General features: G+C 43.1%; 13 protein-coding genes. 10 read left to right on the top strand and 3 right to left on the bottom strand.

Annotated features, from left to right (window positions below):
- Nucleotides 1-26: 26 nt before the first annotated feature.
- Nucleotides 27-383, bottom strand: a complete 357-nt coding sequence (locus tag R7D93_RS15275) for a hypothetical protein (protein WP_005377473.1) — start codon at nucleotides 381-383, stop codon at nucleotides 27-29.
- Nucleotides 384-640: 257 nt separating this feature from the next.
- On the opposite strand from R7D93_RS15275, the gene ccoN reads away from it, so the two are divergent.
- From ccoN to uspE, 10 genes are all read left to right on the top strand, one after another.
- Nucleotides 641-2,068, top strand: a complete 1,428-nt coding sequence (gene ccoN / locus R7D93_RS15270) for a cytochrome-c oxidase, cbb3-type subunit I (RefSeq protein ID WP_005396488.1) — start codon at nucleotides 641-643, stop codon at nucleotides 2,066-2,068.
- Nucleotides 2,069-2,080: 12 nt separating this feature from the next.
- Nucleotides 2,081-2,701 carry a cytochrome-c oxidase, cbb3-type subunit II gene (gene ccoO, locus R7D93_RS15265; protein WP_005377475.1) on the top strand — a complete coding sequence of 207 codons (621 nt, stop codon included), beginning with the start codon at nucleotides 2,081-2,083 and terminating at the stop codon, nucleotides 2,699-2,701.
- A 9-nt stretch (nucleotides 2,702-2,710) separates the two neighbouring features.
- On the top strand, nucleotides 2,711-2,884 hold the full coding sequence (locus R7D93_RS15260; protein WP_005377485.1) for a cbb3-type cytochrome oxidase subunit 3: 174 nt from the start codon (nucleotides 2,711-2,713) through the stop codon (nucleotides 2,882-2,884).
- Nucleotides 2,884-3,858, top strand: a complete 975-nt coding sequence (gene ccoP, locus R7D93_RS15255; protein ID WP_005377487.1) for a cytochrome-c oxidase, cbb3-type subunit III — start codon at nucleotides 2,884-2,886, stop codon at nucleotides 3,856-3,858. Before R7D93_RS15260 ends, ccoP begins: the two co-directional genes overlap by 1 nt.
- A 106-nt stretch (nucleotides 3,859-3,964) precedes the next feature.
- Nucleotides 3,965-4,441, top strand: coding sequence for a FixH family protein (locus R7D93_RS15250; protein ID WP_005377489.1), 477 nt, complete (start codon nucleotides 3,965-3,967; stop codon nucleotides 4,439-4,441).
- A 4-nt stretch (nucleotides 4,442-4,445) separates the two neighbouring features.
- Complete coding sequence (locus R7D93_RS15245; protein ID WP_213903950.1) at nucleotides 4,446-6,809, top strand: heavy metal translocating P-type ATPase; 2,364 nt, start codon at nucleotides 4,446-4,448, stop codon at nucleotides 6,807-6,809.
- 15 nt (nucleotides 6,810-6,824) lie between these two features.
- Nucleotides 6,825-6,989, top strand: a complete 165-nt coding sequence (ccoS, locus tag R7D93_RS15240; protein WP_005377493.1) for a cbb3-type cytochrome oxidase assembly protein CcoS — start codon at nucleotides 6,825-6,827, stop codon at nucleotides 6,987-6,989.
- Nucleotides 6,990-6,997: 8 nt separating this feature from the next.
- A complete protein-coding gene (locus tag R7D93_RS15235; RefSeq protein ID WP_213968829.1) occupies nucleotides 6,998-7,678 on the top strand; it encodes a sulfite exporter TauE/SafE family protein in 681 nt (226 codons plus the stop codon).
- Between the two features lie 90 nt (nucleotides 7,679-7,768).
- Nucleotides 7,769-8,515, top strand: coding sequence for an FNR family transcription factor (locus R7D93_RS15230; protein WP_005377497.1), 747 nt, complete (start codon nucleotides 7,769-7,771; stop codon nucleotides 8,513-8,515).
- Between the two features lie 180 nt (nucleotides 8,516-8,695).
- Nucleotides 8,696-9,643 carry a universal stress protein UspE gene (gene uspE / locus R7D93_RS15225; protein WP_005377500.1) on the top strand — a complete coding sequence of 316 codons (948 nt, stop codon included), beginning with the start codon at nucleotides 8,696-8,698 and terminating at the stop codon, nucleotides 9,641-9,643.
- A 140-nt stretch (nucleotides 9,644-9,783) separates the two neighbouring features.
- Here uspE and ttcA read toward each other — a convergent pair whose 3' ends face one another.
- Both ttcA and R7D93_RS15215 read right to left on the bottom strand, forming a co-directional pair.
- Entirely contained in the window at nucleotides 9,784-10,677 is an 894-nt protein-coding gene (ttcA, locus tag R7D93_RS15220) for a tRNA 2-thiocytidine(32) synthetase TtcA (protein ID WP_005377502.1), read from the bottom strand.
- A gap of 198 nt (nucleotides 10,678-10,875) precedes the next feature.
- A complete protein-coding gene (locus R7D93_RS15215) occupies nucleotides 10,876-11,538 on the bottom strand; it encodes a DUF2987 domain-containing protein (protein ID WP_213869571.1) in 663 nt (220 codons plus the stop codon).
- Between the last annotated feature and the right edge of the window lie 4 nt (nucleotides 11,539-11,542).

Genomic DNA, 11,542 nt, shown 5'->3' with positions numbered 1-11,542 from the left:
TACGATTATCTCGTGATAGATCGTATTTATAATTGAACTACAACAATGTTTTCACCTTTTTTAAAGGTGATTTTTTTCGATTCAGGCATGATGTCCCATTCTACTGACTTATGCTTTTCGTTGAGATTGATAAAATTACCAGATTGATTTAGATCAATTTTTAGAGTGCTACTTTCTGTCGTTTCGAGCGAAATTCCCATTGAGTCACGATTAATCGTGATTATTTCTCCTTCAATTGTTACATCGCATCGTTCTTTTTGTGAACAGTCAACGCTATTAACACTCTCGTGTGTAAAGGTACGCCAGAAAAATGCGCCTATTAAAACACTGAGCATGATTAAGATTTGTGCAAGTCGCGCCTTTGTTAACTTTTGTGCAGGCATAATTACTAATATCCTTGTTACAAACTTCAAACTTTTTAAATAAAAAATGATTTCCAGAGGTCCAGTAAGGTTACTACCCTGTCATTGAATTGTTAATTCAAGTATAGTGTCACGCTGAAAATGCCACTTTTTATTAAAGTCAGCAATGGAAATAAGGTGATGATAACACTTGAATTCTAGAGTTTACTTGGGTGGTGTTACGACGCAAGTCGTGTTGGAAGTAAAAGTGTAGTTAATTAGAAATTGGAAGCATGCAAATGAGCCAAGTAAAGCAGCTTGAACAAAACTACAACTATACAGTCGTTCGCCAATTTACCCTTGTGACCATTTTATGGGGCATAGTTGGTATGGCTGTTGGTGTTTTGATTGCCGCTCAATTAGTTTGGCCACAGCTAAACTTTGATACGCCGTGGTTGACGTACAGTCGCTTACGTCCACTGCATACTAATGCGGTAATTTTTGCGTTTGGTACCAGTGCTCTGTTCGCAACGTCTTATTATGTTGTACAGCGCACATGTCAAACACGTCTTTTTGGTGGCCCACTCGTTGCCTTCACCTTTTGGGGTTGGCAAGCAATCATCCTGGCAGCAGCCATTACTTTGCCTCTCGGTTTAACATCGGGTAAAGAGTATGCTGAGCTAGAATGGCCTATTGATATCGCAATTGCGCTAGTATGGGTATCATATGCGGTGGTGTTCTTCGGCACACTAGTGAAGCGAAACACGTCACATATTTATGTGGCAAACTGGTTCTTCGGTGCCTTTATTATCACAGTAGCAGTACTTCACATCGTGAACAGCATGGCTATTCCTGTGTCACTTGGTAAATCTTACTCGATTTACTCGGGCGCAGTGGATGCGATGGTTCAGTGGTGGTATGGACACAATGCGGTAGGTTTCCTACTGACCGCTGGTTTCCTAGGTATGATGTACTACTTCGTTCCTAAACAAGCTGAACGTCCTGTTTATTCTTACCGTCTATCTATCGTTCACTTCTGGGCACTTATTTCTCTATATATTTGGGCAGGCCCTCACCACCTTCATTATACAGCGCTACCAGACTGGACTCAGTCTCTAGGTATGGTTATGTCGCTGGTTCTATTTGCTCCTTCTTGGGGTGGTATGATCAACGGTATTATGACGTTATCTGGTGCATGGCATAAGCTTCGTTATGACCCTATCCTACGTTTCCTAATCGTTTCACTGTCGTTCTACGGTATGTCTACCTTTGAAGGCCCGATGATGTCGATTAAGACGGTTAACGCACTTTCTCACTACACAGACTGGACCATTGGTCACGTTCACTCTGGTGCGTTAGGTTGGGTTGCGATGGTTTCTATCGGCTCTGTATATCACTTGGTACCTCGCCTATTTGGCCAAGAGCGTATGTACTCTGTTGGTCTAGTTAATGTGCATTTCTGGCTAGCAACAATCGGTACCGTTCTTTACATCGTTGCGATGTGGATCTCTGGTGTAATGCAAGGTCTTATGTGGCGCGCGGTTAACTCTGACGGTACGCTAACTTACAGTTTTGTTGAATCTGTAGAAGCGTCTTATCCGTTCTACTTTGTACGTTTCCTAGGCGGATTTATCTTCCTATCTGGTATGTTCCTAATGGCATACAACACGTACAAAACGGTAAGTGCACCTAAAGAAAGCCTAAAAGCTATCCCACATCCGGCATAAGGAGATTTAAGAATGAGTAATAATTCTAATAATCGCCATGAAATCTTAGAACGTAATGTCGGTTTGTTGGCTATTTTTATCGTGTTTGCTATCAGTTGGGGTGCTCTTGTAGAGATCACTCCTCTGATTTTCCAAAAGCAAACGACTGAACCTGTAGAAAATCTGCGCGCTTACACTCCTTTGGAGATGGAAGGCCGTGATATCTACATCCGTGAAGGTTGTAACGTCTGTCACAGCCAGATGGTTCGTCCTTTCCGCTCAGAGACTGAACGTTACGGTCACTACTCTGTTGCTGGTGAGAGTGTTTGGGAACACCCATTCCTTTGGGGCTCTAAGCGTACAGGCCCGGATTTAGCTCGTGTTGGTGGTCGTTATTCTGACGAATGGCACCGTGTTCACCTGTTAGATCCTCGTGAGCTTGTACCTGAGTCAAACATGCCAGGTTTCCCGTGGCTAGCTGAAAACGTTTTAGACGGTAAGCTAACTCAGAAGAAACTTGAGCTATTTCGTGATCAGTTCGGCGTTCCATACACTGATGAAGAGATCGCGAATTCGGCTAAAGAAGTAGAAGGTAAAACAGAGATGGATGCAATCATCGCTTACCTTCAGTCTCTTGGTCATGCAATGAAGTAAGGGGATCATATGGATTTCGGTACAATTCATAGTATTTATACCGTTGTACTCTTCGCTAGTTTTATTGGCATCGTATGGTGGGCATTTAGTAAAAAGCGTAAAGCACGCTTTGAAGAAGATGCCAACTTGGTGTTTGCTGACGAAGAACAAAAGACCCCTAATAACCAAGGAGTGAAGAAGTAATGACTACATTCTGGAGTCTCTGGATTATCGTGATTACTGTCGGTACGCTAGTAGGCTGTGCGATTCTCCTGACTTGGTGCGCTAAAGATAAAATGGGCGTCGAGGAAGGGGAAGACATGGGCCACGAGTACGATGGTATTCGCGAGCTAAACAACCCTCTACCAAAGTGGTGGACTTACCTGTTTGTAAGCACATTTGTGTTCGCAGCAGTTTACCTTGCCCTATTCCCAGGTCTAGGTAGCTTCAAGGGCTTTTTAAACTGGCAGAGTTCGGCTCAAACCGTTCGCTCACTAGAAGAGTCAAAAGAAGCCATCGCTGCAGCACAAGAGAACAAGCAACTAAACCAATATGCAAAAGAACTGGATGATGCCGACGCTTACTTCGGCGAAGCATTCCGTAAACTTGCGCACAATGACAGTGGTCTACGCCCAATTCCTGAAATTGCGCAAGATCCTGAAGCATTAAAAGTTGGTCAGCGTTTGTTTTTGCAAAACTGTTCTCAATGCCATGGCTCTGATGCACGTGGTCAGAAAGGCTTCCCTAACCTGACTGATGATGCATGGCTATATGGTGGCGAGCCAGCAGCGATCGTTACAACCATCATGCACGGCCGTATTGGTCAAATGCCAGCATGGAAAGATGCCCTTGGTGAGCAAGGTGTTCAAGAAGTTGTAAGTTACACACTTAGTTTATCTGGTCGTAAAGTAAATGCTCGTGAAGCCGCGGCAGGTAAAGCACGCTTCGTAGTGTGTGCAGCTTGTCATGGTACCGATGGTAAGGGTAACCCTGCAGTCGGTGCGCCTGACCTTACAGACCAAGACTGGTTATTTGGTGACTCTCGTGCAGCTGTAACAGAAACCGTAATGAACGGACGCTCAGGCGTAATGCCTGCGTGGAAAGACATTTTGGGTGAAGATAAAGTTCAGCTCGTTGCCTCATATGTCTGGAGTTTAAGTAACTCAGAGAGTAAGTAACTGAGATATTACGTAACATAGCAATAACAGCCCCTTTCATAGGGGCTGTCTTTCCTTTAAATTTAACGCCTTACATTTTTTTCATTTAGCTGTTGAGAACTTTTTTATGGTAAAGCCTTGGTATAAACAATTTTGGCCGTGGTTCCTAATCATCCTTCCTCTTACTGTCGTAGTTTGGACTGTGATTACTGTGGTCGTTTTCTCGAACAACTCTGTTTCTTTAGTCGCCGAGGATTACTATAAAAAAGGCAAAGGCATTAATATCGACATTAGTAAAATGAATGTCGCTCGTGACCTAGGTCTTAACGCTGAGATTTCCTCTGAAAATAACAATGTTGTGATTGTTTTCGCTAAAGGGAAGCTACCTCATTACCCTGCTCTAACGGCCACTTTCACTCATCGTACTCTTCCTGATCGTGACTTCACAAAGCTTGTAACAGCGGATGCATCTGGTAATTACCGACTAAAAGCTGAGGAATCTATTCAAGGACCATGGTTTGTTGAACTACAACCACACGACAAGCAATGGATGATCCAAGGTAAAGTTGAGTTTCCTGCCTCTTCAACACCGTTAATGAAGTAAGCATATGTGTAAATCCTGTTATCACTGCGGTGAAGATGTACCAGCCAACACGGATTTCAAAGTAGAAATATTGGGTGAAATTCGCGACATGTGTTGTCCGGGCTGCGAAACTGTGGCGCAGACTATTGTCGATAGTGGTCTTGTATCATATTACCAATACCGCACTGCGCCTGCAGAAAAGGCAGACCTAGTACCAGAGCAACTCCAAGCTTTAATTCATTATGACAATGCGGATGTACAATCTGAATTCGTACGAAATCGCGAAAATGTTTCTGAAGTAACCCTTTCTTTGGAAGGCGTTTCATGTGCCGCTTGTGCGTGGTTAATCGAAAAGCAAGTTTCTAATACGGCCGGGTTGGTATCTATCCGTGTTAATACAACCACCAATCGAGCGTTACTAGCCTGGGATAAAACTCAGGTACGGTTAAGCGAGCTCCTTTCCGTTATTCATAAACTTGGTTACAAAGCTGCACCTTTTGAAGCAGATAAGCAAGAAGCCTCTTACCATCGAATGATGAAGCAATATCTATATCGGCTAGGTATTGCAGGTTTAGCAACCATGCAGGTCATGATGCTCGCCGTTGCACTGTATCTCGAAGTCTTTGGTGATTTAGAGCCAGAGTTTAAAAGTTACTTTCGTTGGGTAAGTTTGATTTTTGCTACTCCTGTTTTGCTTTATTCCGCTCTTCCATTTTACTTAAACGCATGGCGCAGTATCAAAGGCCGAACCCTTGGTATGGATGTCCCGGTTTCTATCGCGTTGATCTTTGCCTATGTTGCAAGTTTAGTTGCAACAGTAACTGAACAAGGCGAAGTCTTCTTTGAATCTATCTCGATGTTTACCTTCTTTTTGTTAGTAGGTCGATTCTTAGAGATGCGCGCTCGTCGCAAAGCTGCTGCAGCGAGTGGTAACCTTCTTAAGTTGATTCCTGCAATAGCTACAACGCTGGACGGTGATCAGATACCCGTGAAGACGCTAAAAGTTGGCGATCGTATTCGCGTTCTACCTGGTGAACATATCCCCGCTGACGGTAAAGTTATTTCAGGCCGTATTCATATTGATGAATCCATGCTAACGGGTGAGTCAGTGCACGTTGTGAAACGAGAAGGTGATGTCGTCTATGCGGGAACGCTAAACGGAGACGAATCATTTGAACTCGAGGTAGTAAGCTCAAAGGCCGATTCAATGATTTCTAATATCGTGCGTTTACAAGATGAAGCTCAACACTCCAAACCTAAAATTGCGGAAATTGCAGACATTGTCGCCCGTTACTTTGTTGGTGTGGTTCTTATTATCTCTGCTGGTACTTGGTTTTACTGGCATCAAACAAAACCAGATGATGCGTTTTGGATCATGCTGTCTGTGTTAGTCGCTACGTGTCCATGTGCGCTATCTCTGGCCACTCCGACCGCTCTCACTTGTGCTACCTCTAGAATGGGTAATTTTGGCATTTTGCTTCGTAAAGGCCATGTGTTTGAGACATTATGTAAGATCAATCACTTAGTTGTAGATAAAACAGGCACTCTAACGAAAGGTGATATTGAGATCTGTGAAACAAAGGTACTTAGTGATCTCCCACAGAAAGATTGTCTATCACTAGCTGCAGCTTTAGAGGCTCATGCAAACCACCCTATCGCTCGTTCTTTTGCAACTTACACCAATGATGACTTTATCGTGTCTGACGTGCAAAACGTGATTGGTTCAGGGATTGAGGGTATGTGGAATGGCAAAATCGTTAAGATAGGTAGTGCTGCTTTTGTTCAAGGCAAAGAAAGTGGTGAAAGCCAGGCGGTCTATCTGTCGGTTGATGGCAAGCATGTCGCTAGCTTTTACTACCGCGACCCTATCCGAAAAGAAAGCAAAGCCTTTATTCAACGTTTTGCTGACGCTGGAATTAAGACAACCCTGCTAACTGGTGATTCTCTCTCAAACGCCCAACCAGTGGCGAATGAAATTGGTATCGATCACATCGTCGCGTCAGCAAAGCCAGAAGATAAGCTTGCATACCTTAAGAGCTTGGACGAAAACAGTATCACTATGATGGTTGGTGATGGAATCAATGACGCGCCGACTCTCGCCGGAGCTCACCTTTCTGTCGCAATGGGCGGTGGTACAGATGTCGCTAAAGCTTCTGCAGATATGACGTTACTTGGGGATAATCTCGAAAAGCTACTAGAGGCACGTTTGCTTGCACTGCGTACAAGAAAGATTATTCGAGAAAACTTGGCTTGGTCTTTGGGTTACAACCTGTTAATTTTGCCTTTGGCGGTCGCAGGTTTAGTGGCTCCCTACATTGCAGTAGTTGGCATGTCTGCAAGCTCAATTATCGTTGTATCTAACTCTTTGCGCCTGCTCAAAGAGAAATAAGTAGAGAAAGCAAACATGGAAAGTCTTTATATATTGATTCCCATCGCTATCGTTCTCGTTTGTGTTGCTGTCGCCGTTTTTCTTTGGGCGGTAAGAAGCGATCAGTTTGAAGATCTTGAACGGCAAGGGCACAACATTCTTCTCGACGAAGAAGACCAATCTAATAGTGATAAAAAGTAGCGACCTTTATGACTCCTGATTTTATCGGTGCGTTGATGATCGGCTTAGTAGGAGCCGGTCATTGTATGGGTATGTGTGGTGGTATCGCGTCTCTGCTTACCATGGGCTCTTCTGCTAAAAATAAAACTACCCCTCTTATCCCCCTCTTCTACAACCTCGGACGATTGATCAGTTATACCTTAATAGGTGCATTAGTGGGTGGTGCTATATCAGGTTTATCTGAGCTTAGTGGGTTAACGCACTCTCTTGTTTGGTTAAGGCTGATTGCTGCGTTATTCATGATCCTGGTCGCGCTGTATATTGCTAAATGGTGGCAAGGCTTACTTTTAATAGAAAAGCTAGGGCAGTATATCTGGCGCTTTATCTCGCCGGCAGGGAAGAATCTGTTGCCACTAAAGCATCCTCTTCACGCGTTGCCATTTGGCTTTATTTGGGGTTGGTTACCATGTGGCTTAGTTTATTCAGCCCTTACTTGGTCGGCGGTTTCTGGTAGTGCGATGAACGGCGGCCTAATTATGCTTGCGTTTGGGCTCGGAACGCTACCTGCAATGCTTATTATTGGATACGGTGCCAATCATTTTCAGAAATTACAAAAATCATTAATATTTAGAAATATTTCAGCATTAATCCTTATTGGCTATGGTACGTATACCGCTGTAGGAGCCTTAGCGTTACTCGGTTTCATATAACGTTAAACTCTATTGAGGTGACATTTTTGCTACCCTTTAGGATTAAGCGATGCTAAAATATTGATGTATATCAAATAGTGAAAGGTTGTTATGATTTCTGAAAAACCTGCAACAAAGCGTATCCAATCAGGCGGTTGCGCCATTCATTGCCAAGATTGTAGCATTAGTCAACTGTGTATCCCGTTCACTCTAAATGAGGCAGAACTTGACCAGCTTGACCAAATCATCGAACGTAAGAAGCCTATTCAAAAAGGACAAGAGCTTTTTAAGGCCGGTGATGAGCTAAAATCGCTATACGCTATCCGCTCTGGTACCATCAAGAGCTATACGATCACAGAGCAAGGTGATGAGCAAATCACAGCGTTTCACTTAGCTGGAGACTTAGTCGGTTTCGATGCTATCACTGGTGACTCCCACCCTAGCTTTGCTCAAGCACTCGAAACGTCGATGGTATGTGAAATCCCATACGAAATTTTAGACGATCTATCGGGTAAGATGCCTAAACTTCGCCAGCAAATCATGCGTTTGATGAGTAACGAAATTAAAGGTGATCAGGAAATGATTTTGCTTCTTTCTAAAAAGAATGCAGAAGAGCGACTAGCTGCTTTCCTTTACAACCTATCAACGCGTTTTTCTCAGCGTGGCTTCAGCCCTAGAGAGTTTCGTTTAACTATGACTCGTGGTGATATTGGCAACTACCTTGGTCTTACAGTCGAAACGATCAGTCGTTTGTTAGGTCGTTTCCAGAAATCTGAGATCCTAAGCGTAAAAGGTAAATATATCACTATCTTAGACCACGATGCATTGATGGAACTTGCTGGTGTAACTAAAGAATAATACACCCTAATTATTGATGTAGCTCGAAAATGAGCTACATCATATTTCTCATAAATTCCTTTCGAAAGTCCTCAAAAAGTTCTCCAAACTAAGCTACAGTAAAAATGTACGGTGAGTACTCCAAAATACTGATTTAATTTACATTCAGTATCTGGTTTTGCAATAGAAGTGGGCTTAGTTATGAGTATATACAGTAAGATCCTTGTTGTAGCTGACATCAATAATGATGAGCAGCCCGCACTTGCAAGAGCTGTTCAATTAGCTCAGAAAAGTGTATCTAGAAGCCGAATCACTTTCTTTTTATCCATTTACGATTTCTCGTATGACATGACGTCAATGCTATCAGTGGATGAAAGAGATGCTATGCGTCGAGGTGTCATTCATCAGCGTGAGCAGTGGATGCGTAAAATTGCTCAACCATACCTAAACGATGGCTTCGACTTTGATGTTTGTGTTGTCTGGCACAACCGCCCTTATGAGGCGATTATTGCTGAAGTCTATGCAGGCAATCATGACCTAGTCATCAAAGGCACACGTAAGCATGATGTTTTAGAGTCTGTCATTTTCACACCGACAGATTGGCACTTGTTGCGAAAATGCCCTATTCCAGTGCTTCTTATTAAGAATGCTGCTTGGCCGGAACAAGCAAGTATCCTTGCCTCAGTACATGTGGGCTCAGAAAACCCGACTCATATTGATCTCAACGATACGATGGTCGAGCGATTAAAAGAAATCACCACTCGGCTTGAGGCCAAGCCATATCTTGTTAACGCCTATCCCGTTACACCGGCGAATATTACGATTGAACTTCCTGAATTTGACCCAACGACTTATACCGATGCAGTGCGAGGTCATCATTTAACGGCTATGAAAGCACTACGCCAAAAACATGGTCTTGATGAAGAACAAACGATAGTTGAGCAAGGTTTACCTGAAGATGTCATTCCGGCAGCTGCAGAGCGCTTGAACGCAGCAATGGTTATTTTAGGTACCACAGGGCGAACAGGGCTTTCTGCTGTCTTTATTGGTAATACAGCGGAGCACGTAATTGATAAAATAAATTGCGACGTGTTGGCTCTAAAACCAAAAGGCTACATTAGCCCTCTCGACCCAAATACAGCAACCTAATCTCTCTTTAGTATTGCTATGTATTGAGCGCTTTCAAATAAGCGCTAATAAATCCCCCGAATACAGGGGGATTTTTGTTTGGGAACAGTTAAAGCGTTGGGTACAAAAAAGGAGGTCTAATTGACCTCCTTTTTTACGAGTTAGATGTTCGTAACATCGATGAACATTGATTCATCAATATTCGTCGAAGAAACGACAGCCTCATTAAATTCATACTCTTCGCGGTTACCTTCACGATCTAGCGGTAAGTTAACAAAGTCGAACAATTCGCGGTCTGCTAGTTGGCTTGGGCTTACGTTTTGAATTGATTTAAAAATCGCTTCCACACGCCCTGGCGTCTTCTTATCCCATTCAATCAACATTGCTTTTATAGATTGACGCTGAAGGTTCTCTTGAGAGCCACAAAGGTTACACGGAATAATTGGGAAATCCTTGTGCTCAGCGTATTTGATCAGATCTTTTTCACGACAGTAAGTCAATGGACGAATGACCACGTTACGACCATCATCAGAGCGTAGCTTTGGTGGCATCGCTTTAAGGCGAGAGCCGTGGAACATATTCAAGAACATTGTTTCGACGATGTCATCCATGTGATGACCTAGCGCAAGCTTAGTTGCACCAATCTTCTCTGCAAATGAATACAGCGTACCACGTCGCAGGCGTGAACACAGACCACAAGTGGTTTTGCCTTCTGGTACCTTCTCTTTTACGACGGAATAAGTGTCCTTATCGACAATATAGTAAGGGATATTCAGTGTTTCGAAATACTCTGGCAGAATGTGCTCAGGGAAGCCCGGTTGTTTTTGGTCTAGGTTTACCGCAACCACTTCAAATTTGATCGGTGCGGCTTTTTGAAGATTCAGCAGGATATCAAGCATCGCGAATGAATCTTTACCACCGCTAATACATGCCATCACAACATCGCCTTCTTCGATCATGTTGTAATCAGTAATGGCATTTCCAACATGTCTTCTTAGGCGTTTCTGAAGCTTGTTGAATTCTAGGGTTTCTTTTCTTGTATCTATTTGGTTCATTGCGGGCTCTCACATCGCCGATAAATCGACTAGGACTTCCTAACATGGGTTTCTTTGGGGCGTGGATTATACGAGCTTTTTACGCAGGATTAAATGCTTGTCTTATTGAGTCTTTAAGAAAAGAGTGTGAAAGATACTTTAGTTACGGTCAAAATTAAAAAAGAGCTGCGATTGCAGCCCTTTCTAAACGTTCAGTGTTCATTTCTTTGCGTTAGGTAGATAAGGTAACACTCGCATCGTCGGTTCTGGTAGTATCATTGTGCCACCTTGCCCTATTTCACTTAGTGCGACTTGTATCTTGCCATTGACAATTGGCTTTTCGGTTCCGTTTGAGAAAATCACTTTATCATTCAGTTGATTTGCAAACTCCATCGTCACACCTTGAACTTCCGGTGTAAACCAACCCGCAAACATACCGCCTAAATCTTCCAGCATCGTCTGCATTTGAGGTAGAAGAGGCTTAAGTTGCTCGTAAGAAACGTTACCCTGTAATGGTTCTTTGGTCATCACGACAAGTGAGTAATCGCAACGTGTATCTTTTGGGGTATCGATAAAAACCAACGGATTCGCTGACTTTAAGTTTTTATCAACAGGTAAAGGCAACTCTTGTGAAGCAGGGATAACAAACTCTTCATAGTGCTCTTCTTTTTCCATCCAAGCTTTTTCTATCGTACAAATTTGTTTAGTTTTTGCGTCCACAAAAAAGACACCAACTTTCACATCGTCATGCCCTTCTTTATTGTTGTTTTTTAGTTGAGTGTATAACTTTGAGTACGTGAACATGTACTCTTGAGCTTGGGTTATCGGCGATACAAGAATTAGCGCCGCACTTCCCAATAGACTTAGGCTTAACTTTTTCATTTTA

It is taken from the genome of Vibrio sp. YT-15, from assembly GCF_033337445.1.
Classification (GTDB): Bacteria; Pseudomonadota; Gammaproteobacteria; order Enterobacterales; family Vibrionaceae; genus Vibrio; species Vibrio alginolyticus.
The sequence above is the reverse complement of the archived record's forward strand: the minus strand, read 5'-3'. Positions and strand labels throughout refer to the sequence as shown.

Coding starts and splice junctions, on each gene's coding strand:
- ccoS (WP_005377493.1), top strand. CDS start 6,825: ATGGAAAGTCTTTATATATTGATTCCCATCGCTATCGTTCTCGTTTGT.
- ccoN (WP_005396488.1), top strand. CDS start 641: ATGAGCCAAGTAAAGCAGCTTGAACAAAACTACAACTATACAGTCGTT.
- R7D93_RS15235 (WP_213968829.1), top strand. CDS start 6,998: ATGACTCCTGATTTTATCGGTGCGTTGATGATCGGCTTAGTAGGAGCC.
- R7D93_RS15260 (WP_005377485.1), top strand. CDS start 2,711: ATGGATTTCGGTACAATTCATAGTATTTATACCGTTGTACTCTTCGCT.
- ccoP (WP_005377487.1), top strand. CDS start 2,884: ATGACTACATTCTGGAGTCTCTGGATTATCGTGATTACTGTCGGTACG.
- ttcA (WP_005377502.1), bottom strand. CDS start 10,677: ATGAACCAAATAGATACAAGAAAAGAAACCCTAGAATTCAACAAGCTT.
- uspE (WP_005377500.1), top strand. CDS start 8,696: ATGAGTATATACAGTAAGATCCTTGTTGTAGCTGACATCAATAATGAT.
- R7D93_RS15275 (WP_005377473.1), bottom strand. CDS start 383: ATGCCTGCACAAAAGTTAACAAAGGCGCGACTTGCACAAATCTTAATC.
- R7D93_RS15215 (WP_213869571.1), bottom strand. CDS start 11,538: ATGAAAAAGTTAAGCCTAAGTCTATTGGGAAGTGCGGCGCTAATTCTT.
- ccoO (WP_005377475.1), top strand. CDS start 2,081: ATGAGTAATAATTCTAATAATCGCCATGAAATCTTAGAACGTAATGTC.
- R7D93_RS15250 (WP_005377489.1), top strand. CDS start 3,965: ATGGTAAAGCCTTGGTATAAACAATTTTGGCCGTGGTTCCTAATCATC.
- R7D93_RS15245 (WP_213903950.1), top strand. CDS start 4,446: ATGTGTAAATCCTGTTATCACTGCGGTGAAGATGTACCAGCCAACACG.
- R7D93_RS15230 (WP_005377497.1), top strand. CDS start 7,769: ATGATTTCTGAAAAACCTGCAACAAAGCGTATCCAATCAGGCGGTTGC.